Raw genomic sequence first — 24,559 nt, 5'->3', positions numbered from 1 at the left:
CGGTCGGCAGCCGCGGACGCCGTGGCCAGACGCAGGCAGGGGGATCGCCATGTTTCGCAGGCCCAGGGGCTATCACTATCTCGACTTCCTGTCGGAACTGCATCGCTGCATCCTGTTCGACTGGTATCTGGAAATCGGCTGTCGCACCGGAGCGTCCCTCGCCCCCGTGCGCGGCAAGGCGATTGCCGTGGACCCCCGTTTCCGGGTGCGGATCGACGTGATCCGCCAGAAGCCGGCGCTGCATCTGTTCCAGACGACCAGCGACGACTTCTTCGCCTCGGGTTTCCTGCAAGCCAACCGCATCCGGCCGGGCGTGAGTTTTCTGGACGGGATGCACCTGTTCGAATATCTGCTGCGCGACTTCATCGGCACCGAAACGGCCAGCGATCCGGAAGGCGTCATCCTGATGCACGACTGCGTGCCGATCGACAGCGAGAGGACAACACGCGATCTGGCTGCGGTCCGCGGCGCATGGACGGGGGATGTCTGGAAGCTGGTGCCTATCCTTCGGAAATGGCGCCCAGACCTGAAGATGACGATGCTGGACCTGCGCCCGACGGGTATGCTTTGCGTCACGAACCTGTCGCCGGGCAACACGGTGCTGCGTGACAATTACGACAGGATCGTCGCCGAATACCTGGACCAGACCATCGAAAGCTTTGGTGTCACGCGCTTCTTCGGGCTGTTCGACTTTGCCCCCTCGGTACGGGAAGTCGCCGAGGGGTTTCCAATGTTCCGGCCGATCGCCATCGACCCGTCGGATGAAGAGGTGCCGAGACCGCTCGGCACCTGAAGGCCGGGGTCAGGCGTGGATCGCGCCGTCGCCGCAGGCGAGCGCGGCCTCGCGCACGGCTTCGGACCAGGTCGGATGCGCGTGGCAGGTCAGCGCCAGATCCTGCGCCGAGGCGCCGAATTCCATCGCGACGCAGATCTCGTGGATCAGGTCGCCCGCGGCCGGGCCGATGATGTGGGCGCCCAGGATGCGGTCGGTCGTGGCGTCGGCAAGGATTTTCACGAAACCCTCCGCCTGGAACACCGCCTTTGCGCGGGCGTTGCCCATGAAGGGGAACTTGCCCACCTTGTAGGCCCGGCCTTCCTCTTTCAGCTGTTCCTCGGTCTTGCCTACATTCGCCACCTCGGGCGTGGTGTAGATCACGCCCGGAATGACGCCGTAGTTCACGTGGCCATGCTTCCCGGCCAGGATCTCGGCGACGGCCATGCCCTCGTCTTCCGCCTTGTGGGCCAGCATCGGACCGGCGATGGTATCGCCAATGGCGTAGAGACCGGGAATGCTGGTCTGGAAATGCGCGTCGGTCTTGATGGTGCCGCGCGGGCCCATCTCGACGCCCAGCGCCTCCAGGCCGAGACCTGCCGTATAGGGTTTGCGGCCGGTGGCGACGAGGACGATCTCGGCCTCCAGCGTGGCCTCGCTGTCATTCTTCTTCAGCTTGTAGCTGACAGTGGCACCCTTCTTGCTCTTGGTTACCGATTGCACCGCCGCGCCCAGGATGAATTTCAGGCCCTGCTTCGCAAGGATGCGCTGGAAGGTCTTGGCGACCTCGGCATCCATGCCGGGGGTGATGGCATCGAGATATTCGACCACCGTCACTTCCGTTCCAAGCCGGGCATAGACCGAGCCCATCTCCAGCCCGATCACGCCCGCGCCGATCACCACCATCGATTTCGGGGGCTGGGCAAGGGTCAGCGCGCCCGTCGAGGTGACAACGGTCTGCTCGTCGATCTCGACGCCAGGCAGGGTGGAGGGTTCCGAACCGGTGGCGATGACGATGTTTCGCGCAGTGTGGATCTCGTCCCCGACCTTGACCTGACCGGGGGCGGGGATCGTGGCCCAGCCCTTCAGCCAGGTGACCTTGTTCTTCTTGAACAGGAATTCGATGCCCTTCGTGTTGCCGGCAACGACATCGGCCTTGTAGGCCTGCATCTTCACCCAGTCGACCTTGGGGGCGGCGCCCATGAGGCCCATCTTTTCAAAGTTCTCGTGCGTCTCGTGCAGCAGGTGCGTGGCATGCAGCAGTGCCTTCGAGGGGATGCAGCCCACGTTCAGGCAGGTCCCGCCCAGCGTCTCGCGCCCCTCGACGCAGGCGACCTTCTGGCCAAGCTGTGCGGCGCGTATCGCGCCGACATAACCGCCGGGGCCGGCGCCGATGAAGATGGTGTCGAAATCTGCCATGGGTCGGATCCTCTGGTCTGGTTGGGGAACCGGGGGTTTCACACCCCCGGACCCCCGTGGGATATTTGCGAACGGAAGAAGAAGTCAGATGAGGGCTGCAGCGATCATCGTCAGGGTTGCCAGAAAGCCTATCGCCCAGATGACCGAACGCCAAGGGCGCAGGCCTGCAGCATAGGCCGGGATGTAGAGCACCCGGGCCGCGAGATAGGTCCATGCGGCGTATTGTGTGACCGGGGTGGACTGGTTGCCCAAGGTGACCACGACGACCGCGAGGGTGAAGAGGATCAACCCCTCGAAATGGTTCATCATTGCGCGTTGCAGTCGGCCGGTGAGGGTTGAGAGCGGTCGGGGCGGCGGGGTGTCACGGGGACCCGAGGTGTAGCCGGTGCCAAGTTCCAGGTTCGCGGGGATGGCGAAGAGGAGGAACTGGACCGTTTGCAGGAGGCCGGCCAGGGCGAGTGCGGTGAGCTCGGGGGTCATTCGAAGGCCTCGGGCAGGGCTGTGGCAAGCTGGATGAAGTCGCGCCGGTTCCAGCGCATGAACCACTGGGTCTGGGCCTGACAGTAGCGGGCCACCTCGGAATAGGGGGTGTCGGGCGGCAGGGCGAGGGTTTCCGGCGCGGCGGCGGGTGTGCCGGTGGGGATGACCTGGGCGGTGGCGATGGAGGCGAGGAGCAGGGCGGACAGACAGGAGCACAGTGGGATCATTTTGACACCACCTGGTCCATTGCCACGCGGCGCAGAAAGCCAAGCAGCGAGAATTCGGTGCTCAGTAAGCAACACATATTGGCGAAAATTTCTGCAAGTCGTTCTTTAGTAGCTTTGTTGGCCTGCGGCACTGACAGGTAATGAAGATCAGCCACAAAAGGAGCGGCCGGTTGCTCGGACAGAACTGGAAGCCCAGCCAGCATCGCCTTCAAAATGCGTGGGGCTTCTGTGTAGATTCCTTCGGCAAAATGTAGGTTTAGGACGCTGGAGGCTTTCGTCATTTCCGCCCTAAGTGCCGCGCCGAAGGTATTGGTGGGCACCTCGTGCACCTTGACACCGTCCTGGCGTAAGCGTTGCAGATTGCGCATCCGGTGACGGTTGGTTCCACCGAAAAACAGCGTCGGACCGTCCGCCGCCATCGCGATGGGTGGCGCCGATGCGGGGAAAATGTGCGGGCCGAAATGAATGCGCGACCGGACTTCAGCAGGCAAATCTTCGTAGATCGGACGGTTCCCTTCGGACAGGTCCAGCACTAGGTCAAAAGATGCTGCCTGCTGCTGGATCGTCTCAAGAAGATGCCTTTTCCACATCGGCCGCCCCGTGACGTCCAGCATGTGCTCGGTCTGCATTCCGACGTAAAGCCCTCGACGCGTTCGAGGAGCGAACGATGCCAGCTTGCCCGGGCGATGCAGCCCGACATGCAATTCAACCTCGGTTCCAATGGGCTCTGTCAGAACGGTCGCTAGGTCTGCGGCGAAGTCGTCAAGCAACGGTACCGGAGACATGAGACAGACATCGTGCTTTTGATTTAAGGCCATTGGATTGCCTTTCCGCAGATCTGTCGGGATGTTGGCGCCCCGGCGTTATGTGCTTCCGCGATTGCGATCACAAATCCATCAGAAGCCGACGCGGATCCTCCAGCGCCTCTTTCACGCGGACGAGGAACGTCACCGCGCCCTTGCCGTCCACGATCCGGTGGTCGTAGCTGAGTGCCAGATACATCATCGGGCGGATGACGATCTGGCCGTTCACCACCACGGGGCGGTCCTGGATCTTGTGCATGCCAAGGATGCCGGACTGCGGGGGGTTGAGGATGGGGGAGGACATCAGGCTGCCATAGACCCCGCCGTTCGAGATGGTGAAGGAGCCGCCCTGCATCTCGGCCATGCTGAGCTTCCCGTCGCGGGCGCGGGCGCCGAGTTCGGCGATCTTCTTCTCGATTTCGGCAAAGGACATCCGGTCGGCATCGCGCACCACCGGGACGACGAGGCCCGAGGGCGTGCCGACCGCAACGCCCATGTGGACGTAGTTCTTGTAGACGATGTCCTGGCCGTCAATTTCGGCGTTGACCTCGGGGATCTCCTTCAGGGCATGGCAGCACGCCTTCACGAAGAAGGACATGAAGCCCATCTTCACGCCGTGCTTCTTCTCGAAGGCCTCCTTGTAGGTGTTGCGAAGTTCCATGATCGCGGACATGTCCACCTCATTGTAGGTGGTCAGCATCGCCGCAGTATTCTGCGCGTCCTTGAGCCGCCGCGCGATGGTGGCGCGCAGGCGGGTCATCCTGACCCGTTCCTCGCGCGCGGCGTCCTCGGCCGGAACGGGGGCGCGGGGCAGGGCGGCGGGCGCGGGGGCCGGAGCTGCGGCGGCCGCGGCGGTTCCTGCGGCTCCGGCCACGGTGCGAGCCACGTCCTCCTTCATGATTCGGCCGTCACGGCCGGTGCCCTGAACCTGGTCAGGGGTCAGGCCGGCCTCGGCCATGGCCTTCTTCGCGCTGGGTGCGTCCTCGACCGATTTCGCGGCGGCGGGCGCAGTGGTCACGGCGGCAGGCGCGGGGGCAGGGGCGGCCTCGGCCTTCGGCGCTGCGGCGGCGCCTTCGGTCACGATCGCCAGCCGCGCGTTGGCGGCTACCGTCGTGCCCTCGGGCGCGAGGATCTCGGCCAGGACGCCCGAGACCGGCGAGGGCACCTCGACCGAGACCTTGTCGGTCTCGAGCTCGCAGAGCATCTCGTCCTGCTTCACCGCATCGCCCGGCTTCTTGAACCAGGTGGACACGGTGGCCTCGGACACGGATTCGCCGAGGGCGGGCACCATAACGTCAGTCATCTCAATTTCTCCGGTCTGTCCGAGGTCAGTTCAGGCCAAGGGCCTGGGCGACAAGGGTTTCCTGTTCCTGCTTGTGGCGGGAGGCGAGGCCCGTTGCGGGCGAGGCGCTGGCCTTGCGGCCGGCATAGGACATGCGCGTAGGCTTGCCGCGCACACGTGTCAGGATCGCCTCCATCTCGGGCTCGATGAAGGACCAGGCGCCCTGGTTCTTCGGCTCTTCCTGACACCAGATGAACTCGGCCTTCGGGAAGCGCGCGAGTTCCTGGCCGAGCGAGATCGTCGGCACGGGGTAAAGCTGTTCGACCCGCAGCAGATAGACATCGTCCAGCTTCTGCGCGTCGCGTTCGGCCAGAAGGTCGTAATAGACCTTGCCCGAGCAGAGGATGACCCGCCGGATCTTCTCGTCGGCCTTGAGCTTCAGGGTCGAGTTGCCCTTCTGCGCATCGTCCCACAGCACGCGGTGGAAGGTCGAGCCGTCGGTGAAATCCTCGGCCCGGCTGACGCACATCGGATGGCGCAAGAGCGACTTGGGCGTCATCAGGATCAGCGGCTTGCGATAGGTCCGGTGCAGCTGACGGCGCAGGATGTGGAAATAGTTCGCCGGCGTCGTGCAGTTGGCAACAATCCAGTTGTCTTCCGCAGACAGTTGCAGGAACCGTTCCAGTCGCGCGGAGGAATGTTCCGGGCCCTGGCCCTCGAAGCCGTGGGGCAGGAGGACGACGAGGCCAGACATGCGCAGCCATTTCGACTCGCCCGAGTTGATGAACTGGTCGAACATGATCTGCGCACCGTTGGCGAAATCGCCGAACTGGGCTTCCCAGATCGTCAGCGCATTCGGTTCGGCCAGCGAATAGCCGTATTCGAAGCCGAGCACGGCATATTCCGAAAGCATCGAGTCGATGACCTCATACCGCGCCTGTCCCGGGCGGATGTGGTTCAAGGGGTAGTGGCGTTCCTCGGTGGTCTGGTCGATCCAGCCGGAATGGCGCTGGCTGAAGGTGCCGCGGGTGCAGTCCTGGCCCGCCAGACGCACGGGGAAGCCTTCGAGCTGAAGCGAGCCGAAGGCCAGCGCCTCGGCAGTGGCCCAGTCGAAGCCCTGTCCGGTCTCGAACATACGGGCCTTGGCCTCAAGCTGGCGGGCGACGGTCTTGTGCAGATCGAAGCCCGGGGGCACGCGGGTCAGCGCGGCGCCTACCTCGGCCAAGGTCTCGGCCTTGATCCAGGTTTCACCGCGCTGGTAGGTGTTCAGATCCTTGGTCTGCAGGTTCTTCCAGCGCCCGTCCAGCCAGTCGGCCTTGTTCGGCAGAAAGGCCTTGCCGGCCTCGAACTCCTCGTTGAGGCGGGCCTGGAAGGCGGCCTTCATGTCCTCGATCTCGCCGGCCGAGATCAGCCCGTCGGCCACCAGCCGTTCGGTGTAGAGCTGGAGCGTCGTCTTCTGCTTGCGGATGCGGTTGTACATCGCCGGGTTGGTGAACATCGGCTCGTCGCCTTCGTTGTGACCGAAGCGGCGGTAGCAGAAGATGTCGATGACCACGTCCTTGTGGAACTTCTGGCGGAACTCGGTGGCCACCTTGGCGGCATGGACCACGGCCTCGGGGTCGTCGCCGTTCACGTGGAAGATCGGCGCCTCGACCATCAGCGCGATGTCGGTGGGGTAGGGCGATGTCCGGCTGAAGGCGGGTGCGGTGGTGAAGCCGATCTGGTTGTTGACGATGATGTGGATGCAGCCCCCCGTCCGGTGGCCCTTGATGCCCGACAGTTGCAGGCATTCCGCCACCACACCCTGACCGGCGAAGGCCGCGTCGCCGTGCAGCAGCACCGGTAGCACCGCGATCCGTTCGGCGGTGTCGTTGAGCTGATCCTGCTTGGCCCGCGCCTTGCCCAGCACTACCGGGTTGACGGCTTCGAGGTGGCTGGGGTTGGCGGTCAGGCTGAGGTGCACCTTGTTGCCGTCGAACTCGCGGTCACTCGAGGCGCCGAGGTGGTATTTCACGTCGCCCGAGCCGTCCACGTCCTCGGGCTTGTAGCTCCCGCCCTGGAATTCGTGGAAGATCGCGCGGTAGGGCTTCTGCATCACGTTGGCGAGGATGTTCAGCCGGCCGCGGTGCGGCATGCCGATAATGATTTCCTTCACCCCCAGCGCGCCACCGCGCTTGATGATCTGCTCCATCGCCGGGATCAGCGCCTCGCCCCCGTCCAAGCCGAAACGCTTGGTCCCCATGTACTTGACGTGCAGGAACTTCTCGAAGCCCTCGGCCTCGACCAGCTTGTTCAGGATGGCCTTCCGGCCTTCCCGCGTGAACTGGATTTCCTTGCCGTAGCCCTCGATCCGTTCCTTGAGCCAGGCCGATTGTTCGGGGTCGGAGATATGCATGTATTGCAGCGCGAAGGTGCCGCAATAGGTGCGCTTCAGGATGTCGATGATCTCGCGCATCGAGGCGTGTGTCAGGCCCAGCACGTTGTCGATGAAGATCGGCCGGTCCATGTCGGCTTCGGTGAAGCCGTAGGAGGCCGGGTCGAGCTCGGGGTGGGACTTCTTCTCGGCCAGCCCCAGCGGGTCGAGGTCGGCGGCCAGGTGGCCGCGGATCCGGTAGGCGCGGATGATCATCAGCGCGCGGATGGAATCGAGCACAGCGCGCTGGATCTGGTCTTCGGACAGTGCGACGCCTGCCTCGGCGGCCTTGGCGGCGATCTTGGCGCCGGCGGCGCGGGCTTCCTTCGCCGACGGGGGCGCAGCCCACTCGCCGGTCAGCGCGGCGGTCAGGTCATCTGCCGGGGTAGGCGGCCAGTCGGCCCGCGCCCAGGACGGGCCTTGCGCGGCGCGCTTGGCGTCGATCTCGCTGTCGCCGAGGGCCTTGAAGAACTCGGCCCATTGAGGATCGACACTGTTCGGGTCGGCGGCGTGGCGCGCGGCCAGCTGATCGACATAATCGGCATTGGCCCCGTCGAGGAAGGACGAGGCGGCGAAGGCGGCGTTCGGGGATTGGTCGGTCATCGCGCGTTTCCTGTTGGGGCGGAGCTACCGCCGAGGGAAAAGGCGGGGCGTCCCCCGCCCTGGTCCAGTTCAGCCCTTGATCGCTTTCAGTACGGCTTCGCCCAGGCCCGCAGGGCTGTCGGCCACCACGATTCCGGCGGATTTCATCGCCTCGATCTTGGACCCGGCATCGCCCTTGCCGCCGGCAACGATCGCGCCCGCGTGGCCCATGCGGCGGCCGGGCGGGGCGGTGCGGCCGGCGATGAAGCCGGCGGTGGGCTTCCAGCGGCCGCGCTTCCTTTCATCTGCGAGGAACTGGGCGGCTTCCTCTTCCGCGCTGCCCCCGATCTCGCCGATCATGATGATCGAATGGGTGTCAGGGTCGGCGAGGAACATCTCCAGCACATCGATGTGTTCGGTGCCCTTGATCGGGTCGCCGCCGATGCCGACGGCAGTGGTCTGGCCAAGGCCCACGTCGGTGGTCTGCTTCACGGCCTCATAGGTAAGCGTGCCCGAGCGTGACACGACCCCAACCGACCCTTTGGAGAAGATCGAGCCCGGCATGATGCCGATCTTGCATTCGCCGGGGGTCAGGACGCCGGGGCAGTTCGGGCCGATCAGGCGCGACTTCGAGTTGATGAGGGCGCGCTTGACCTTCATCATGTCGAGGACCGGAATGCCTTCGGTGATGCAGACGATCAGCGGCACCTCGGCGTCGATGGCCTCGAGGATCGAGTCGGCGGCGAAGGGCGGGGGAACGTAGATCGCGGTCGCATCGGCGCCGGTTCTGGCCACGGCCTCGTGCACGCTGTCGAAGACGGGCAGGCCGAGGTGTTCGGTCCCGCCCTTGCCGGGGGTCACGCCGCCGACCATCTGCGTGCCATAGGCGATGGCCTGTTCGGAATGGAAGGTGCCCTGGCTGCCGGTGAAGCCCTGGCAGATGACTTTGGTCGCTTTGTTCACGAGGATGGACATGGGCTTCAGCCTTTCACCGCCTTGACGATCTTCCTTGCCGCGTCCGACAGGTCGTCGGCGGCGATCACGTTCAGGCCGGATTCGTTGATGATCTTCTTGCCGAGCTCGACATTGGTGCCTTCCAGCCGCACCACCAGCGGCACCTTCAGCCCGACCTCCTTCACGGCGGCGACGATGCCCTCGGCGATGATGTCGCAGCGCATGATGCCGCCGAAGATGTTGACGAGGATGCCCTTCACGTTCGGGTCACTGGTGATGATCTTGAAGGCCTCCGTCACCTTCTCCTTCGTCGCGCCGCCGCCGACGTCGAGGAAGTTGGCGGGCTCCGCCCCGTAAAGCTTGATGATGTCCATGGTGGCCATCGCGAGGCCCGCGCCGTTGACCATGCAGCCGATCTCGCCATCGAGCGCGATGTAGTTCAGGTCGAACTTAGAGGCTGCGAGTTCCTTGGGATCCTCCTCCGTCTCGTCGCGCAGGGCGGCGATGTCGGGGTGGCGGTAGATCGCGTTGCCGTCGAAGCCCATCTTGGCGTCAAGAAGCCGCAGCGAGCCGTCCTTGAGCACGCAGAAGGGGTTGATCTCCAGCATGTCCATGTCCTTGTCGATGAACAGCTGGTAAAGCTTCTTCACGATCTGCACGCATTGCTTGACCTGCTGGCCCTGGAGGCCCAGGGCAAAGGCCACGCGGCGGCCGTGGAAATCCTGCAGGCCGGTCGCCGGGTCGATGGTGAAGGTCAGGATCTTTTCGGGCGTCGCATGCGCCACGTCCTCGATCGACATGCCGCCCTCGGTCGAGGCGACGATCGAGATGCGGCTGGATTTCCGGTCGATCAGCAGGGCAAGGTAGAATTCCTTCTCGATGTCCGAGCCGTCCTCGATGTAGATGCGGTTCACCTGCTTGCCCGCCGGGCCGGTCTGCACGGTGACAAGCGTGCGGCCCAACATCTGGCGGGCAAATTCGGCCGCCTCGCCCACGCTGCGTGCCAGGCGGACGCCTCCCTTCTCGCCGGCCTCGGGTTCCTTGAAATGGCCCTTGCCGCGGCCGCCTGCATGGATTTGCGCCTTGACGACCCAAAGCGGCCCGTCCAGCTCGCCCGCGGCGGTCTTGGCCTCTTCGGCCTTCAGCACGACGCGGCCATCGCTGACCGGGATGCCGTAGCTGCGCAGAAGCGCCTTGGCCTGGTATTCGTGGATGTTCATGGCGCAGCACCCTGTCCCTTGATGAACTTGCCGGCCTCATCGCATGAATGCAGGCGTAATCCTACGCGGATTTCCGTCCGTTAGCGCTGAAGGGCGCAGAAAAATGCATCATGTGATCACGCCCTGAAATTTCGTGATCACAACTGGAAAATTTGTGATCGCGAGCGTTCCTTGCCAATGGCTCCGTGATTCGACCCGCAAGGCACGGGCCGGATTCTGCAAGGAAACCTGCACGATCCTTCACCGGATCCCGGCCCGATCAGTTCAGGAAGACGGCAAACAGCATCGCATCGCCCGAGACCAGACGTTCAAAGTCGCGCCAGGAATCCATGTCGATCCGCTCGCCCTTTTCCGCGAAGGGAAGGAAGCCCTCGCCCTGGATCCAGGTGACCAGGTCCACCGGCGGGGGGGTGTCGAACATCTTCTTCAGGTTGATCCCGGCCTCGGCCCCATAGCGCCAGTGCGGGATCAGCTTCTCGCCGGTCAGCAGCGCCTCGGCATCGGCCAGCACTGCCTGCCACCGCGTCCCGGTCCCGGGGGGCATGACAAGGCCGATGGCCGAAACCTGCCTGTCGTTCGGCACCCATTCGCCCTGGTTGTCCTCTTCCAGTTCGACCAGCGTCCAGAAGCGGCGGTTCTCGGCGATCATCGACATGAAATGGCCGTGCGCCTTTGCGGCACGGCCCTTGTCGGGCGTGTTCGACAGCGCCAGCAGCACCATGGCCAGCCGGTCCACCTGGCGGCCGAACATCATGTCCATCGCGTTCGGCGGCGGCGTGTCGCCCCAGAGCGCATAGATCGCCTTGCTGGATTCGATCACCCGCTGGATCGCAGGCTCCGGGTCATAGGCCAGCGCGACCGAGGCAAAGCCAGAAAGGAAGTGGGTATAGGCCGACAGCCAGGCGGCATCGGCAGTGTCGAAGCGGATCACCGGATCGACGACCGGGATGCCGACCCGGCGTCCGCCGGCAAGAATGCCGGCTACCGCGCCGATTTCCTCGCCATCGTCGCGGGTGCCGTTCATGTTGATGTCGAACCACAGATCCGCAAGCCGGATGTCCAGCGCGAAGGGCTGGTCGCCAAGCTGTGCCAGGGCTGCACGGGCAGCCTCCATTTCGGCGTCGAGATTGGTGATCAGAGTGGTGAAATCAGCCGCTGCGAAGGGGCGGGCTGCGGGGTTTTCCGGGATCGGCAGGCGCAGGATGGGCAGCTCGGACCAGTCGGCCCGCATACCGGTCTGCCAGCGCAGCTGCAGGGCGGCCTCTACCCCCCCAAGGAAGCGCAGGCCGGCCAGCGCGAACAGCTGTTCGCTGGCAGGATCGGCCATGGCAGCCAGCCTTGCCTTGGTTGCGGAAATTCCGGTGCGGGCGATCTCTTCCGACAGGGTTTCGGAAGCGACGGGCGCGGCGGCAAGCAGAAGGGCAAGGGTAAGGGCGCGCATCCGGGCCTCCACTGTTGACAGGCAGAGAGTGCGGCCGTGCCCATGCGGTGGCAAGTCAGGATATCCAGCTGCGTGATCTGCGGCGCCCCTGCGGCCCGCATTCGGTGCCGCACGCGGCGGATGATCGGCTAACGGGCGATCCCGCGACGTCTTTGCACGAGCGGTCTTTTCAGGCCTGCTGCCCCGGCAACCCATCCCCCATGGGTCGGTGCAGCCCTTGCTGCCGGCCCGAAGCCAAGGGGCGAACCGGGGCTTGGCGACCCCGGCCTTCCTTGGCAGCATCCGGGCGGTCTAGGGCGTGCACGGCGGGATGGCGGCCCAGAGCACCTGACCCCGGGGCAGAAGTGCCGGTCGGCGCGCCGGAGTGAAGCCGGCTGAACCGATCATCGCCTCGGCCGCAGCTGCGGTGATGTGATAGGGCGGGCGGTCCGAATGGGTCACGACGCCATCGGCCTGCCGGAACGGACCAGCACCATCCGGGGCGATGAAGACGGTGAACAGAAAGGCTTTGAGACGTCCAAAGCGGCGCAGGTTGCGCAGCGCCGTGGTCAGCGCCGGGGCAGGCAGATGGGTGAAGACCCCGAAGGCGATGGCAAGCGTGATCCCGTCGGGCACCCCGGGATAGACGAAGTCGGCGTCCTCGATCAGATGGTCAAGCGGCAGCGCCTCGGGGTCCGGCAGTTCGGTTGTCCGGCCGTGCCGCATCAAGGCCAACGAGGCATCGGTGCCCCAGTAGTGACCGGGCTTCAGGAACGGCACGGCCTTGTGGCCAAGCCGCAGCGCGCCGCAGCCGATATCCAGCAGGTGATCCTCCGGCGTCATGCCCTCGTTCAGAAGGATCTGCATCTGGATGCGGGCGGTTTCGTCCCAGCGACCGCCGACGATCTCGCGGTGGCGGCCCTTCGCGATGGCGTCCTCATAGAAGCCGGGGGCGAGGTAGGGGGAGGCAGGTCTCAGCCTTTCTGGTCCTTCTTCGCGGTCGCGGCAGCCTTCATCCGGGCGAGGAGCTGTTCCTTGGTTTCTCGCGGCGGCGTGGTCGATTTCGGCGCGCCCTTCTGGGCGTGGTCCGGCCCACGCGGTGCCCGGCGGGCACCCTTGGGGTTGCCGGATTTCGAATAGTCCATGGTGGGCCCTCCAGGGCTATGGGTCTGGCCTTGGGGATGCCGGATTCCGCCCGGCAGGGCAAGGGGGTGCGGTCACGTCCGTGGTAGATCATTCCGTGCTCGTTCATGATTTCAAACGTTTGGCCGTTCGCGGCAGAATATCCCCGACACCCTGACCGGGCGGTGCCCGGTGCATTTCCAGCAGTGCATGCCCGCTGGAAAAGCCGCGCTGCCTGCGGCGGGAGTATTTGGGGAAAGGTACAAGAGGAAGGGACGGTGCCGCGGCCGGACTGGTGGCGACATGGGGCAGGGCCGGGCTGCCGGGCGGTGCGGGCAGGCCAGCCGAGGGACGGCCGGTCGGGTCGCGGTCCTCAGGCGGCGCCGGTTCGGCAAGCCGGGCGGTGGCATCACAGGCAAACACCCCCGGAAACGGGTCCGGGGGTGTTCGGGCAAGCGCTTCAGATCAGGGGCCGCTCAGCCCAGAGTCGCGTCGATCCCCTTGCAGGCGGCCACGAGGCCCTTCACCGCATCGACCGACTTTTCGAACATGGCCTTCTCCGTGGCGTCGAGCTTCACTTCGACCACACGCTCCACCCCGCCCGCGCCGATGATCACGGGCACGCCGACATAGAGGCCATCAAGGCCATAGGCGCCATTGACATGGGCAGCACAGGGCAGAAGGCGCTTCTGGTCCTTCAGATAGGCTTCGGCCATTTCCACGGCGGACGCGGCCGGGGCGTAGAAGGCCGAACCTGTCTTCAGCAGGCCCACGATCTCGGCCCCGCCGTCGCGGGTGCGCTGGACGATGGCTTCAAGCTTCTCCTGCGTGGTCCAGCCCATGGCCACCAGGTCGGGCAGCGGGATGCCGCCTACGGTGGAATAGCGCACCGAAGGCACCATCGTGTCGCCGTGTCCGCCAAGGACGAAGGCGGTGACGTCCTTCATCGAGACGTTGAACTCCACCGCCAGGAAATGCCGGAAGCGCGCCGAGTCAAGCACGCCTGCCATGCCGACCACCTTGTTGTGTGGCAGGCCCGAGAATTCGCGCAGCGCCCAGACCATGGCGTCGAGCGGGTTGGTGATGCAGATCACGAAGGCGTTAGGCGCATGAGCCTTGATGCCCTCGCCCACCGATTTCATCACCTTGAGGTTGATGCCCAGAAGATCGTCGCGGCTCATCCCCGGCTTGCGGGGCACGCCGGCGGTGACGATGCAGACATCGGCGCCCGCGATGTCAGCATAGTCGTTGGTGCCCTTCAGCGCCGCATCGAACCCTTCCACCGGGCCCGATTGGGCTATGTCCAGCGCCTTGCCTTGCGGCGTGCCCTCGGCGATGTCGAACAGGACGACATCGCCCAGTTCCTTGAGCGCGATGAGATGCGCAAGCGTGCCGCCGATCTGACCGGCGCCGATGAGGGCGATCTTGGGTCTGGCCATGGGAGCCTCCTGATGGGGTGAATCGGGGCTGTGGGTAGCCGCTTATCGGGGTTCTGTCCAGCCTTGCAGGGCAATCGGTATACAATTGTATGCGAGAAAATGCCGCTTTCGGCTGTCCCGAAAGGGCGTTAGCGGTAACCCGTGGCGGAGGGCGCGATGCACGATCTTTGGTTCTGGGCGGCAGCGCTGATCGCTGCGGCACTGGTCGGGATGAGCAAAGGCGGCGTCCCGGTGGTCGGGATGCTGGGGGTGCCTGTCCTGGCGCTGGTCATCAACCCGGTGGCGGCGGCGGGGCTGCTGCTGCCGGTCTATGTCGTGTCGGATGTCTTCGGGTTGTGGGCCTACCGGCGGCATTATGACCGGCGGGTGCTGGCCATCGTCCTTCCGGGTGCCGTGGCGGGAATCGGCATTGGCTGGGCCACGGCCAGTCTGGTTCCCGAGGCAGCGGTCACATTTCTGGTCGGGCTGATCGGCTTTGCCTTCGCGCTGAACATCCTTGCCCGCCGCCCAGCGGTGGCAGAGCCGCGCCGGGCAGAGGTGGTGCCGGGCTTGTTCTGGGGCGCGCTGGCGGGATTCACCAGTTTCGTCAGCCACGCGGGCGCGCCGCCCTGGCAGGTCTATACCCTTCCGCTCGGCCTTTCGAAGGCGGTCTTTGCCGGGACGACGACGATTGCCTTCGCGGTGATCAATGCGGTGAAGCTGATGCCGTATTACGCGCTGGGACAGCTGAACATCGGCAACCTGAAGATTGCGGCAGTGTTGGCCCTGCCTTCGGTCGTCGCCGTATTTGCCGGGGTAAGGCTGGTGCGGCTGATGCCGGAACGTCTGTTCTTCCGGCTGGTGACCTGGGCGCTTCTCATGATCTCGGTCAAGCTGATCTGGGACGGCGTGAGCAAGCTGGCCTGACCCGGGCCTCGCGCAAGCGGGGGCGCAACGATCGCGTGGCGGGCTTGGGCGTGGCGTCCGACCAGACGCGCGATCACCCGTCAGGGCCGCCGCAGTTCGGGTTGGAAAAGGCAAGCCGGGTGGCGAGGATGATCCCGGCGAAGCCAAGCGACAGGGCAAGCGCGAGCTGCCTCATGGAACTGGCCTGTGGCGGGCCGGACGTGGGAAAAGGCTGCCAGCAAGGGCCTCGACCCAGTTGATGCGGTGCTCTTGCTGCGCTGCGGCAAAAATGCGCTTGCCGTTTCTGTCCGATCCGTGCTTTCAAGCGCAAGAATCTTGCGCGGAGGTGAGTCGTCATGCGTCCCTGTCGGTCTGTCCTCTACATCCCGGCCTCGAAGGAACGAGCGCTGGAAAAGGCGCGTGAGCTGCCGGCCGATGCGATCATCTTCGATCTGGAAGATGCCGTCGCCCCCGAAGAAAAGGTGCGTGCGCGGGCGCTGCTGTCTGACGAGCTGCACCGGGCCGATTTCGGCGGGCGGCTGCGGGTCGTGCGCGTGAACGGGCTGGAGACGCCGTGGGGCGCAGCGGACATGCTGGCCTTTGCCGGCCATCCCGGCGCGGATGCGGTGCTGGTGCCCAAGGTGAACGGGCCGGAAGACCTGGACGCCGTCGGGACACGGGTGGCAAAGCCGCTATGGGCGATGCTTGAGACGGCGCGTGGCTGCCTGAACGCTGCCGCCATCGCCGCCCATCCCCGGCTTGAGGGGATGGTGATGGGCACAAACGATCTGGCCAGAGAGCTGGGTGCGCGGCATCGCGCGGACCGCTTGCCGCTGATGGCGGCGCTGGGGACATGCGTTCTGGCCGCGCGGGCAGAGGGCAAGCTGATCGTCGATGGTGTGTTCAACGCCTTCCGGGACGAGGCGGGCCTGCGCGCGGAATGCGAGCAGGGCCGCGACATGGGCTTCGACGGCAAGACGCTGATTCACCCGGCCCAGCTGGAAATCGCGAACGCGGTCTTTGCGCCCTCGGAGGAGGAGGTGGCGCTGGCCCGCCGCCAGATCGAGGCCTATGCCGAGGCGCGTGCGAAGGGCGAGGGCGTGGCCGTGGTTGATGGCCGGATCGTCGAGAACCTGCATGTGGCCACCGCGAAGGCGCTGATCGAGAAGGCCGAGGCGATTGCGGCGCTGGCGGTTTAGGGCCAAGGTGGCACCGAAACCGTTCGGAGGACCGTGATGACCTTGATCGTTCTGGGACTGGCGCTGTGGTGGGCCGCGCATCTGTTCAGGCGCCTGGCCCCGACGCGGCGGGCGGCGATGGGCGACGCGGGCCGGGGTGTGGTTGCGCTGGGCGTGCTGGCAGGTCTGGTGCTGATGGTCATCGGCTATCGCGGCGTGGAACAGATCGACCTGTGGTATCCGCCCGGGTTCCTGACGCATGTGAACAATCTGCTGATGCTGTTCGCGGTCTATCTCTATGCCGCATCCGGCATGAAGACGCGGATCACGCGCGTGATCCGGCATCCGCAGCTGACGGCGGTCAAGGTCTGGGCTGTGGCGCACCTGCTGGTGAACGGGGATCTTGCCAGCGTGATCCTGTTCGGGGGCATCCTGGCCTGGGCGGTGGTCGAGGTGATCGTGATCAATCGGGCCGAGCCGCGGCCGGCGCCCCCGGCGCCCGCTCCGGTGGGCAGGGAAATCGGCGCGGTCGTCGGGGCGGTGGTGGTGCTGGGGGCAATCGGCTGGGTCCACAACTGGCTGGGCGTCTGGCCCTTCGGCTGAGGGCGAGGCGGGGGTTTCACACCCCCGCACCCCCGTGGGATGTTTGGGCAGAGAGGAAGGCAATTCCGTTCGGATTGCTGCAAATTGGTGAGGCGATGAAGCTCTATCGGTTCCTGAGTGCGGACGACACGTCGGAGTTCTGTCACAAGGTGACGGCGGCGCTGAACAAGGGCTGGGCGCTGCACGGCTCGCCCAGCTATGCCTTTGATGCGGCCAACGGCGTGATGCGTTGCGGGCAGGCGGTGGTGAAGGAGGTGGCGGGCGACTATCACCCCGATCTGAAGCTGGGCGAGCTATGAAGACGGATCCTGGCCGTTTTTTCGAGGACTACGCCTTGGGCGAGGTGATCCGGCATGCCGTTCCGCGCACCCTGGGTGGCGGGGAAAGGGCGCTTTACCACGCGCTTTATCCGGCGCGGGGCGCGGTGTATTCGTCGGATGAGTTCGCGCGGTCGGTGGGCTTGCGGGCCAGCCCGCTGGACGATCTGATCGCCTTCCATACGGTGTTCGGCAAGACGGTGCCCGACATCAGCCTTAACGCGGTGGCGAACCTGGGCTACGCCGAGGGGCGCTGGCTGCAGCCGGTCTGGCCGGGCGACACGCTGCGGGCGGAAAGCGAAGTGATCGGGCTTAAGGAAACCTCGTCCGGGGCGACCGGTGTGGTCTGGGTCCGCACGCGCGGGCTGAACCAGCGCGACGAGGTGGTGCTGGAATATGTCCGCTGGGTGCTGGTCAGGAAGCGGCGACGCGAGGTCGAGGTGCCGGTGCATGTGCCGGAGCTGGCGCCCGTGGTGGCGCCGCAGTCGCTGGTGGTGCCCGAGGGTCTGGATTTCAGCCGCTACGACTTCGAACTGGCGGGCGAACCGCACCGGTGGAGCGACTATGCGGTAGGCGAGGTGATCGACCATGTCGATGCCGTCACGGTCGAGGAGGCCGAACACATGCTGGCCACGCGGCTTTGGCAGAACACCGCCAAGGTCCATTTCGACGTGACGCAGCGCGAGGACGGCCGGCGCCTGATCTATGGCGGCCATGTCATCAGCCTGGCGCGTGCGCTGTCGTTCAACGGCCTGGCGAATGCCCAGTTCATCGTGGCCCTGAACGCGGGTGCGCATGTGAACCCCTGTTTCGCTGGCGACACGGTGCGGGCCTGGTCCGAAGTGCTTGACGGCGCCGAAACCGGTGTCCCCGGTATCGGGGCGTTGCGGCTTCGGCTGGTGGCAACACGCGGCGCAGCCGGAAGGCTGCGGGGGGCGGACGGGAAATACCTGCCCGAGGTACTGCTGGACCTTGACTACTGGGCGCTGCTGCCGCGATAGGTGGCAGGTTTCCGGCCAAGAACCGCAATATCTGGCGATCCGGGGGTTCAGCCCGGCGCCCGGTTGTGCCACAATGACATCAATAACAACAACGGAGGCAGTGGCATGCGTATGATCGCAGGCGTGGCAGTGTTGGCCTTTTCGGCAGGAATGGCCGGGGCGCAGGGGTTCGAGCTTCTGGGCGGGGCCAAGCTGGAATACAAGCACAAGGAAGAGGGCGGAAGTTCCAACGCCTATCTCTCGGGCTATATCGAGGGCGAGGCCGTCGGGTTTTATGTCGGCATCTGGGGGCAGGTGGCCAGTGACGACCTGCTGGATGAAGTCGACCTTTACCTCGGCTACCGAAACGAGACAGCGGGCGGGCTGACCTATGATGTCGGCTATACCCGCTATTACTACCCGAACGACGGGGGCGAATGCTGCGGGGAATATACTCTTGCCCTTGGCATGCCTCTTGGTCCGGTGACCGGAAAGCTGGACCTGGCGCATGATCCGCAATCGGATCTGAACAGCGCCTATCTGGGGGCGGCCTGGTCGGCAACCGATGCCCTCGAAGTATCGGGCCAGTTCGGCATCTTTCAGGTCGAGGACGCAGGCAGCGAGCGCGAATGGGATCTGGGCATGACCTATTCACTGGGGCGGACGACGGCAGTCGACTTCCGCTACTACGATGGGTCCGACTATGCCGACAGCCATTTCGGTCTGGCCCTGACCTGGGATTCGACCCTGCTGTCACGCTGAAAGACTTCCATCGGAAATTCGTGATCACGGATTTTATGCCCGTGATCACGAAGCCAAGAAATCTGCCCGGATAGCGGAAACATCCTGCGTCTGCGGCATTCTCGCGCGTGACACGGGCGAAATCCGCGCTATTCAAGGCAACGAACGTTAGCCGAGCGCGGGGGCCGGATCGCTGCCCGCGCCGCCAGAGGTGAGGACCAGACCCATGGCAGACGCCCGGCGTGCAGAACGCCCCCTTTCGCCGCATTTGCAGATCTATCGCTGGCAGGTGCCGATGCTGACCTCGATCCTGACGCGGATCACGGGCCATGCCCTGATCGCCGGGATCGTGCTGGGGGTCTGGTGGCTTCTGGCCGCAGCGACCTCGGACGATTATTTTGCGCTGGCGAATGCGGTTGCGACCAGCTGGTTCGGGGATCTGGTCTTCACCGGGTCGCTGTGGGCGGTGTGGTATCACTATCTGGCCGGCCTGCGGCACCTTTACTATGACGCGGGCAAGGGGCTGGACATCCCGACGGCGGAAAAGCTGGGCTGGGCCTGTATCATCGGTTCGGTCGTGCTGACTGTGATCACAATTTTTCTGGTTCGGTGAGGGACGCCATGCGCTATCTGACCCCCCGCAAGCGCGCCGAGGGCAAGGGTGCCGCCCATGCCGGCACGGAACATCACTGGTCGATGACCGTTTCGGCCGTGGGCCTGGCTTTTCTTGTGCCGGTCTGGCTTTACATCTTCGGCAGCGCGCTGGGCGGCACACGGGCCGAGGTGCTGGAGACCTTCGCTCGCCCCTTCCCGGCGATCGTGACCGCGCTGGTTCTGATCGTGGGGATGCGCCATTTCGCGATGGGAGCGACCACGATGATCGAGGATTACGCCCGGGGCACGGCACGCAGGATGCTGATCATCTTCGTCGTCTCGCTGGCCTGGGTCATCGCGGCCACCGGCCTGTTCGCCCTGGCCCGCATCGCGCTGTGAAGGAATCGATATGACTGCCTACCCTTACGAGACGCATGATTACGACGTGGTGGTCGTGGGTGCCGGCGGCGCGGGCCTGCGCGCGACGCTTGGCATGGCCGAACAGGGCCTGCGCACGGCCTGCGTGACCAAGGTCTTCCCGACCCGCAGCCACACGGTGGCCGCACAGGGCGGCATCGCCGCCAGCCTTGGCAACATGGGGCCCGACAACTGGCAATGGCACATGTACGACACCGTCAAGGGGTCGGACTGGCTGGGCGATACCGACGCGATGGAATACCTGGCGCGCGAGGCGCCCAAGGCCGTTTACGAGCTTGAGCATTACGGTGTACCCTTCAGCCGCACCGAAGAGGGCAAGATCTACCAGCGCCCCTTCGGCGGCCACACGACCGAATTCGGCGAAGGCCCCCCGGTGCAGCGCACCTGTGCGGCGGCGGACCGCACGGGGCACGCGATCCTGCATACGCTTTACGGTCAAAGCCTGAAGAACAACGCCGAATTCTACATCGAATATTTCGCGCTGGACCTGATCATCACCGATGGCGCCTGCACCGGTGTGGTCGCCTGGAAACTGGATGACGGCACGATCCATGTCTTCAACGCCAAGATGGTGGTGCTTGCGACGGGCGGCTATGGCCGGGCTTATTTCAGCGCGACCTCGGCCCATACCTGCACAGGCGACGGCGGCGGCATGGTGGCCCGCGCTGGTCTGCCCCTGCAGGACATGGAGTTCGTGCAGTTCCATCCGACCGGCATCTACGGCTCGGGCTGTCTCATCACCGAAGGCGCGCGGGGCGAGGGGGGGTATCTGACCAACGCCAACGGCGAGCGTTTCATGGAACGCTATGCGCCACACTACAAGGATCTGGCGCCGCGCGATTATGTCAGCCGCTGCATGACGCTGGAAATCCGCGAAGGCCGCGGCTGCGGACCGAACGGCGACCATATCCACCTGCATCTCAACCATCTTCCCCGCGAGACGCTGGAGGCACGATTGCCCGGCATCACCGAAAGCGCCCGCATCTTCGCCGGCGTCGATCTGCACAAGGATCCGATCCCGGTGCTGCCCACGGTGCACTACAACATGGGTGGTATCCCCACGAACTACTGGGGCGAGGTGCTGAACCCGACGAAGGACGACCCAGATGCCGTCTTTCCCGGCCTGATGGCGGTGGGCGAGGCTGGCTGTGCCTCTGTGCACGGTGCGAACCGGCTGGGGTCGAACAGCCTGATCGACCTGGTGGTCTTCGGCCGGGCCGCGGCGATCCGCGCCGGGCAGGTGGTGGATCGGGCCGCCGCGGTGCCCGCCACCAACAAGGCCGCGGTGGACAAGGCGCTGGCCCGGTTCGATGCCCTGCGCCATGCCAAGGGTAACGTGCCCACCGCCCAGTTGCGGTTGGAGATGCAGAAGACCATGCAGGCCGATGCCGCTGTCTTCCGCGCCGAGGCGACCCTGGCCGAGGGCGAAAGGAAAATGACCGCCATCGCGGCCAAGCTTGATGATCTGCACGTCACCGACCGGTCGCTGATCTGGAACAGCGACCTGATGGAGACGCTGGAGCTGACGAACCTGATGCCGAACGCGCTGGCCACGATCTATGCCGCGCACGCCCGCACCGAAAGCCGCGGCGCGCATGCGCACGAGGATTACCCGCATCGCGACGACGTGAACTGGCGCAAGCACTCGCTGGCCTGGGTCGATGGCGCGAAGGTCAGCCTCGACTACCGCCCGGTGCACACCGAACCGCTGACCTCAGAGGCCGAGGGTGGCATCCCGCTGAAGAAGATCGCCCCGGCAGAGCGGAAATTCTGATGCGCGCCACTTCGCTTCTTCTGTTCATGGCCCTGCCCGCCTGCGTGGCGGGCGAAGCCGTGATGCAGGAGACGACGCGCAGCCTGGCGAGGTCCGCGGTCGACACGGCGGCGGAGCGCTATCTGCCCGGTGTGCCGGTCAAGCCCTATTCCGACTGTGTGATAGATAATGCATCGACGTCCGAGTTGCTGGCGCTGGCACAGGCGGCCGGGGCGGGGTCCGCGCAGGAAGTCGCCAACCGCGCCTGGCCCACGGTCAGGACTGTGGCACAACGGCCCAAGGCGGCGCAATGTCTTGTCCGGGCCCTGTCAGGCGGCCAGCTTCGGGCGGCGCAGGGCCTTGTGATCGGAGGCTTTTGATGACCCTCAGACCTGCCCTTGCCCTTGTCGTTCTGGCGCTGGCCGCCTGCGACCCGGCCGAGATGGCCGACCGGACGATGCGCCGTGCCGCGGGCGACGTGGTCTTTGCGGTGGTGAACCGTGACATGCCGGCTGGTCCGGCGCAGGCGGCGACAGAGTGCATCCTTGATGCCGCGACCATGCCCGAGATCCGCGCGCTGGCCCGCGATATCGGCGTCGAGGCCGGAACACAGACCAAGGAGAACATCCGCAATCTGGCGCTGCGGCCTGCTGCGCAATCCTGCTTCGCCGCCAATGGCGTGCCTCCGATCAGGTAGCCACATGAAACGCCTTGCCTTTCTGGTTCTTTCCTTTCTGGCCGCCTGCGGATCGATGTCGATGGCCGAGGCGGAGCGGCAGTGCCTTGAGCGTGCCCGGCTGGCCCAGCAGCCGCGCGGCGAGGTAAGCGTCGGGGTTGGATCGAATGGCAAGACCGCTGGCGCAATCGAGCTTGAGGTCTCGTCTGATTTCCTGCTGCGACGGGACCCTGCGGCGGTATTCGAACTTTGTGTCCAGCAGAAGACCGGCCAACCGCCGTCGCGGCCGCTTGGCCAGATGCCGGGCTGGAAGGGGTAGGGATGACCGGCCTCGCGCCCATGCAGCTGTTCCGCGATGTGGCTGTGGTTCCGGTCGGCAAGGTGCGACGATCGGTGCCGATCGGCGGCCCGATCTGGCATTCCTTCGATGCCCAGGTCAGCGCGAGGCACTGTCGTGACGGTCGGCCATCGGACCGCCCGGCGCCCATGCCTGTGCAAGCCGCCATGATCGACGAGCCAGCCGTCTGGGGTGGGTATCTGATCCACCAGTTCGGCCACCTCGTGGCCGAGCATCTGACCCGCTTGCCGCAATCGGTGCGCGATCGGCCCCGGGATCTGTTCCTCTTTACCATCGAACCTGGTGCAGATGTTGGCCGCATTCCGCTTCACGTCTGGGATGTGCTGGACTGGCACGGTGTGCCGCGAGATCGCGTCCATCTGGTAACCTCGCCCGTTCTGGTACGGGAACTTCATGTCGCGGCCCAGGGCGAGATGCTGGGCGGCGTGCCAACGTCGCCGCAATATCTGGACCTTCTGGAAGAGAGGGTCCGGCTGAACAGCCTTCGGCCCGTGCCCAACCGGCTGGTTTTCGTGACCCGGGCCGGGATGGTGGCGTCTGGTCGTGGCGGACATGCCGGCGAGGCTTATCTTGCGGGGCTGCTCTCGCGGTTGGGTGTGCCGGTCGTGGACCCCGGCAACTTGCCAATCCGTTCCCAACTTGCGCTCTACGCAGGCGCCGAAATCCTGGTTTTCTCGGAAGGCTCGGCGTTGCATGGTCGGACCCTTATCGGTCGGGTGCGGCAGGAAATCCATGTCCTGCGGCGCCGGTCGCTGCGTAATACGGCACGCTGCCAGCTTGCACCGCGCTGCACGCGTCTTGCATACCATCAGGTGCTAGCAGGACGGCTGGGCTGTGCGACCGAAACGCGTGGCAGTCGGCCCGACCTGGAAGTTGCGCTTTACGACGTCGAGATCCTTTTCCACGTCTTTGCCGGGCTGGGCATCGACCTGCGCCCGCACTGGGACGATGCCGCCTATCGCCAAGCCGTAAGCAATGATCTGGCCGGCTGGATGACGGCCAACCCGACCTCCCTGAAACAGCATGTCGAGAACTTGGACATGCTGGCCGACCTTGACCTTGACCCGCCGCCGGGGCTGGCTGCCGACGCTGCCGCTGCCCCGGCGATCCATTGAAAGGCTGATCCATGGTTCAGTTCACCCTGCCCAAGAATTCCAAGATCCGCACCGGCAAGACCTGGCCTAAGCCTGAAGGCAAGAACGTGCGCAAGTTCCAGATCTACCGCTGGAACCCCGATGACGGCGAAAACCCGCGAGTCGATACCTATTTCGTCGACATGGACAGCTGCGGGCCGATGGTTCTGGATGCGCTGATCAAGATCAAGACCGAGATCGACCCGACGCTGACCTTCCGCCGGTCCTGCCGCGAAGGGATCTGCGGCTCCTGCGCGATGAACATCGACGGCATCAACACGCTGGCCTGCATCTATGGCCTGGACGAGATCAAGGGCGACGTGAAGATCTACCCGCTGCCGCACATGCCGGTCATCAAGGATCTGATCCCGGACCTCACGCATTTCTACGCCCAGCACGCCAGCATCATGCCCTGGCTGGAGACGAAGACCAACCGCCCGGCCAAGGAATGGCGGCAGTCGATCGAGGATCGCAAGAAGCTGGACGGGCTCTATGAATGCGTCATGTGTGCCTCGTGCAGCACATCCTGCCCGAGCTACTGGTGGAACTCGGACCGCTATCTTGGCCCCGCCGCGCTGCTGCATGCCTATCGCTGGATCATCGACAGCCGGGATGAAGCCACGGGGGAACGGCTGGACCAGCTGGAAGACCCGTTCAAGCTCTATCGCTGCCACACGATCATGAATTGCGCCAAGACCTGCCCGAAGGGGCTGAACCCGGCCAAGGCGATCGCCGAGATCAAGAAGATGATGGTCGAGCGGGTGGTGTGA

26 protein-coding genes and 1 pseudogene are annotated in these 24,559 nt (G+C 65.2%); 15 read left to right on the top strand and 12 right to left on the bottom strand.

Features of this window, described 5'->3' with window-relative positions:
* Positions 1-49 precede the first annotated feature (49 nt).
* On the top strand, positions 50-793 hold the full coding sequence (locus tag EZM81_RS06030; RefSeq protein ID WP_136645135.1) for a class I SAM-dependent methyltransferase: 744 nt from the start codon (positions 50-52) through the stop codon (positions 791-793).
* A gap of 9 nt (positions 794-802) precedes the next feature.
* Here the strand turns inward: EZM81_RS06030 and lpdA are convergent, their stop codons facing one another.
* From lpdA to mdh, 12 genes and pseudogenes are all read right to left on the bottom strand, one after another.
* On the bottom strand, positions 803-2,191 hold the full coding sequence (gene lpdA / locus EZM81_RS06025) for a dihydrolipoyl dehydrogenase (protein ID WP_136645134.1): 1,389 nt from the start codon (positions 2,189-2,191) through the stop codon (positions 803-805).
* 84 nt (positions 2,192-2,275) lie between these two features.
* Entirely contained in the window at positions 2,276-2,671 is a 396-nt protein-coding gene (locus EZM81_RS06020) for an MAPEG family protein (RefSeq protein WP_136645133.1), read from the bottom strand.
* Positions 2,668-2,898 (bottom strand): hypothetical protein, encoded by a 231-nt coding sequence (locus EZM81_RS06015; RefSeq protein ID WP_136645132.1) that lies wholly within the window; start codon positions 2,896-2,898, stop codon positions 2,668-2,670. Before EZM81_RS06015 ends, EZM81_RS06020 begins: the two co-directional genes overlap by 4 nt.
* Positions 2,895-3,668, bottom strand: a complete 774-nt coding sequence (locus EZM81_RS06010; RefSeq protein WP_169052318.1) for a hypothetical protein — start codon at positions 3,666-3,668, stop codon at positions 2,895-2,897. The genes EZM81_RS06015 and EZM81_RS06010 overlap by 4 nt, the downstream gene beginning before the upstream one ends.
* Before the next feature lie 115 nt (positions 3,669-3,783).
* A pseudogene (odhB, locus tag EZM81_RS06005) lies at positions 3,784-5,016 on the bottom strand (2-oxoglutarate dehydrogenase complex dihydrolipoyllysine-residue succinyltransferase); the annotation flags it as partial.
* Between the two features lie 13 nt (positions 5,017-5,029).
* Positions 5,030-7,999 carry a 2-oxoglutarate dehydrogenase E1 component gene (locus tag EZM81_RS06000; protein WP_136645130.1) on the bottom strand — a complete coding sequence of 990 codons (2,970 nt, stop codon included), beginning with the start codon at positions 7,997-7,999 and terminating at the stop codon, positions 5,030-5,032.
* A 69-nt stretch (positions 8,000-8,068) separates the two neighbouring features.
* Positions 8,069-8,953 (bottom strand): succinate--CoA ligase subunit alpha, encoded by an 885-nt coding sequence (gene sucD, locus EZM81_RS05995; RefSeq protein WP_135449194.1) that lies wholly within the window; start codon positions 8,951-8,953, stop codon positions 8,069-8,071.
* A gap of 5 nt (positions 8,954-8,958) precedes the next feature.
* Positions 8,959-10,152, bottom strand: coding sequence for an ADP-forming succinate--CoA ligase subunit beta (gene sucC / locus EZM81_RS05990; protein WP_135449193.1), 1,194 nt, complete (start codon positions 10,150-10,152; stop codon positions 8,959-8,961).
* Positions 10,153-10,411: 259 nt separating this feature from the next.
* The gene (locus tag EZM81_RS05985; RefSeq protein ID WP_136645129.1) at positions 10,412-11,593 is read right to left on the bottom strand and encodes a hypothetical protein; all 1,182 of its coding nucleotides are present in this window, start codon (positions 11,591-11,593) and stop codon (positions 10,412-10,414) included.
* Positions 11,594-11,884: 291 nt separating this feature from the next.
* Positions 11,885-12,439 carry a class I SAM-dependent methyltransferase gene (locus tag EZM81_RS05980; protein ID WP_248298141.1) on the bottom strand — a complete coding sequence of 185 codons (555 nt, stop codon included), beginning with the start codon at positions 12,437-12,439 and terminating at the stop codon, positions 11,885-11,887.
* Positions 12,440-12,546: 107 nt separating this feature from the next.
* A complete protein-coding gene (locus EZM81_RS18245; RefSeq protein ID WP_167850952.1) occupies positions 12,547-12,717 on the bottom strand; it encodes a hypothetical protein in 171 nt (56 codons plus the stop codon).
* A gap of 453 nt (positions 12,718-13,170) precedes the next feature.
* Positions 13,171-14,133, bottom strand: a complete 963-nt coding sequence (gene mdh / locus EZM81_RS05975; protein ID WP_135449190.1) for a malate dehydrogenase — start codon at positions 14,131-14,133, stop codon at positions 13,171-13,173.
* Between the two features lie 156 nt (positions 14,134-14,289).
* On the opposite strand from mdh, the gene EZM81_RS05970 reads away from it, so the two are divergent.
* The 14 genes from EZM81_RS05970 (at position 14,290) to EZM81_RS05905 (ending at position 24,559) form a co-directional block, all read left to right on the top strand.
* A complete protein-coding gene (locus EZM81_RS05970; protein ID WP_136645127.1) occupies positions 14,290-15,039 on the top strand; it encodes a sulfite exporter TauE/SafE family protein in 750 nt (249 codons plus the stop codon).
* Positions 15,040-15,374: 335 nt separating this feature from the next.
* Positions 15,375-16,217: a CoA ester lyase gene (locus tag EZM81_RS05965; protein WP_136645126.1), complete on the top strand. Its 843-nt coding sequence runs from the start codon at positions 15,375-15,377 to the stop codon at positions 16,215-16,217.
* 36 nt (positions 16,218-16,253) lie between these two features.
* Positions 16,254-16,799 carry an NnrU family protein gene (locus tag EZM81_RS05960; protein WP_136645125.1) on the top strand — a complete coding sequence of 182 codons (546 nt, stop codon included), beginning with the start codon at positions 16,254-16,256 and terminating at the stop codon, positions 16,797-16,799.
* Positions 16,800-16,894: 95 nt separating this feature from the next.
* Positions 16,895-17,098 (top strand): DUF1737 domain-containing protein, encoded by a 204-nt coding sequence (locus tag EZM81_RS05955; protein ID WP_135449186.1) that lies wholly within the window; start codon positions 16,895-16,897, stop codon positions 17,096-17,098.
* The gene (locus EZM81_RS05950; protein ID WP_135449185.1) at positions 17,095-18,117 is read left to right on the top strand and encodes a MaoC family dehydratase; all 1,023 of its coding nucleotides are present in this window, start codon (positions 17,095-17,097) and stop codon (positions 18,115-18,117) included. The genes EZM81_RS05955 and EZM81_RS05950 overlap by 4 nt, the downstream gene beginning before the upstream one ends.
* Before the next feature lie 105 nt (positions 18,118-18,222).
* A complete protein-coding gene (locus EZM81_RS05945) occupies positions 18,223-18,858 on the top strand; it encodes a TorF family putative porin (protein ID WP_136645124.1) in 636 nt (211 codons plus the stop codon).
* 205 nt (positions 18,859-19,063) lie between these two features.
* Positions 19,064-19,450, top strand: coding sequence for a succinate dehydrogenase, cytochrome b556 subunit (sdhC, locus tag EZM81_RS05940; RefSeq protein WP_136645123.1), 387 nt, complete (start codon positions 19,064-19,066; stop codon positions 19,448-19,450).
* 8 nt (positions 19,451-19,458) lie between these two features.
* A complete protein-coding gene (sdhD, locus tag EZM81_RS05935; RefSeq protein WP_135449182.1) occupies positions 19,459-19,830 on the top strand; it encodes a succinate dehydrogenase, hydrophobic membrane anchor protein in 372 nt (123 codons plus the stop codon).
* 10 nt (positions 19,831-19,840) lie between these two features.
* Positions 19,841-21,643: a succinate dehydrogenase flavoprotein subunit gene (sdhA, locus tag EZM81_RS05930; protein WP_135449181.1), complete on the top strand. Its 1,803-nt coding sequence runs from the start codon at positions 19,841-19,843 to the stop codon at positions 21,641-21,643.
* On the top strand, positions 21,643-22,002 hold the full coding sequence (locus tag EZM81_RS05925) for a hypothetical protein (protein WP_136645122.1): 360 nt from the start codon (positions 21,643-21,645) through the stop codon (positions 22,000-22,002). The genes sdhA and EZM81_RS05925 overlap by 1 nt, the downstream gene beginning before the upstream one ends.
* Positions 22,002-22,319, top strand: coding sequence for a hypothetical protein (locus tag EZM81_RS05920; RefSeq protein WP_135449179.1), 318 nt, complete (start codon positions 22,002-22,004; stop codon positions 22,317-22,319). Before EZM81_RS05925 ends, EZM81_RS05920 begins: the two co-directional genes overlap by 1 nt.
* Positions 22,320-22,323: 4 nt before the next feature.
* Positions 22,324-22,617: a hypothetical protein gene (locus EZM81_RS05915; protein WP_135449178.1), complete on the top strand. Its 294-nt coding sequence runs from the start codon at positions 22,324-22,326 to the stop codon at positions 22,615-22,617.
* Positions 22,618-22,619: 2 nt separating this feature from the next.
* Positions 22,620-23,771: a glycosyltransferase 61 family protein gene (locus tag EZM81_RS05910; RefSeq protein ID WP_136645121.1), complete on the top strand. Its 1,152-nt coding sequence runs from the start codon at positions 22,620-22,622 to the stop codon at positions 23,769-23,771.
* Between the two features lie 11 nt (positions 23,772-23,782).
* Positions 23,783-24,559 (top strand): succinate dehydrogenase iron-sulfur subunit, encoded by a 777-nt coding sequence (locus EZM81_RS05905; RefSeq protein ID WP_135449176.1) that lies wholly within the window; start codon positions 23,783-23,785, stop codon positions 24,557-24,559.

The sequence above is a fragment of the Tabrizicola sp. YIM 78059 genome (genome assembly GCF_004959785.1).
In the GTDB taxonomy this organism is placed as follows: domain Bacteria; phylum Pseudomonadota; class Alphaproteobacteria; order Rhodobacterales; family Rhodobacteraceae; genus Tabrizicola; species Tabrizicola caldifontis.
Note: the sequence above shows the minus strand (reverse complement) of the source record. Positions and strands in the feature narration are given on the sequence as shown.

Bases quoted from the DNA above. Each gene is read 5' to 3' on its own strand.
- EZM81_RS06030 (WP_136645135.1), top strand. From the start codon at position 50: ATGTTTCGCAGGCCCAGGGGCTATCACTATCTCGACTTCCTGTCGGAA.
- lpdA (WP_136645134.1), bottom strand. From the start codon at position 2,191: ATGGCAGATTTCGACACCATCTTCATCGGCGCCGGCCCCGGCGGTTAT.
- EZM81_RS06020 (WP_136645133.1), bottom strand. From the start codon at position 2,671: ATGACCCCCGAGCTCACCGCACTCGCCCTGGCCGGCCTCCTGCAAACG.
- EZM81_RS06015 (WP_136645132.1), bottom strand. From the start codon at position 2,898: ATGATCCCACTGTGCTCCTGTCTGTCCGCCCTGCTCCTCGCCTCCATC.
- EZM81_RS06000 (WP_136645130.1), bottom strand. From the start codon at position 7,999: ATGACCGACCAATCCCCGAACGCCGCCTTCGCCGCCTCGTCCTTCCTC.
- sucD (WP_135449194.1), bottom strand. From the start codon at position 8,953: ATGTCCATCCTCGTGAACAAAGCGACCAAAGTCATCTGCCAGGGCTTC.
- sucC (WP_135449193.1), bottom strand. From the start codon at position 10,152: ATGAACATCCACGAATACCAGGCCAAGGCGCTTCTGCGCAGCTACGGC.
- EZM81_RS05985 (WP_136645129.1), bottom strand. From the start codon at position 11,593: ATGCGCGCCCTTACCCTTGCCCTTCTGCTTGCCGCCGCGCCCGTCGCT.
- EZM81_RS05980 (WP_248298141.1), bottom strand. From the start codon at position 12,439: ATGCAGATCCTTCTGAACGAGGGCATGACGCCGGAGGATCACCTGCTG.
- EZM81_RS18245 (WP_167850952.1), bottom strand. From the start codon at position 12,717: ATGGACTATTCGAAATCCGGCAACCCCAAGGGTGCCCGCCGGGCACCG.
- mdh (WP_135449190.1), bottom strand. From the start codon at position 14,133: ATGGCCAGACCCAAGATCGCCCTCATCGGCGCCGGTCAGATCGGCGGC.
- EZM81_RS05970 (WP_136645127.1), top strand. From the start codon at position 14,290: ATGCACGATCTTTGGTTCTGGGCGGCAGCGCTGATCGCTGCGGCACTG.
- EZM81_RS05965 (WP_136645126.1), top strand. From the start codon at position 15,375: ATGCGTCCCTGTCGGTCTGTCCTCTACATCCCGGCCTCGAAGGAACGA.
- EZM81_RS05960 (WP_136645125.1), top strand. From the start codon at position 16,254: ATGACCTTGATCGTTCTGGGACTGGCGCTGTGGTGGGCCGCGCATCTG.
- EZM81_RS05955 (WP_135449186.1), top strand. From the start codon at position 16,895: ATGAAGCTCTATCGGTTCCTGAGTGCGGACGACACGTCGGAGTTCTGT.
- EZM81_RS05950 (WP_135449185.1), top strand. From the start codon at position 17,095: ATGAAGACGGATCCTGGCCGTTTTTTCGAGGACTACGCCTTGGGCGAG.
- EZM81_RS05945 (WP_136645124.1), top strand. From the start codon at position 18,223: ATGCGTATGATCGCAGGCGTGGCAGTGTTGGCCTTTTCGGCAGGAATG.
- sdhC (WP_136645123.1), top strand. From the start codon at position 19,064: ATGGCAGACGCCCGGCGTGCAGAACGCCCCCTTTCGCCGCATTTGCAG.
- sdhD (WP_135449182.1), top strand. From the start codon at position 19,459: ATGCGCTATCTGACCCCCCGCAAGCGCGCCGAGGGCAAGGGTGCCGCC.
- sdhA (WP_135449181.1), top strand. From the start codon at position 19,841: ATGACTGCCTACCCTTACGAGACGCATGATTACGACGTGGTGGTCGTG.
- EZM81_RS05925 (WP_136645122.1), top strand. From the start codon at position 21,643: ATGCGCGCCACTTCGCTTCTTCTGTTCATGGCCCTGCCCGCCTGCGTG.
- EZM81_RS05920 (WP_135449179.1), top strand. From the start codon at position 22,002: ATGACCCTCAGACCTGCCCTTGCCCTTGTCGTTCTGGCGCTGGCCGCC.
- EZM81_RS05915 (WP_135449178.1), top strand. From the start codon at position 22,324: ATGAAACGCCTTGCCTTTCTGGTTCTTTCCTTTCTGGCCGCCTGCGGA.
- EZM81_RS05910 (WP_136645121.1), top strand. From the start codon at position 22,620: ATGACCGGCCTCGCGCCCATGCAGCTGTTCCGCGATGTGGCTGTGGTT.
- EZM81_RS05905 (WP_135449176.1), top strand. From the start codon at position 23,783: ATGGTTCAGTTCACCCTGCCCAAGAATTCCAAGATCCGCACCGGCAAG.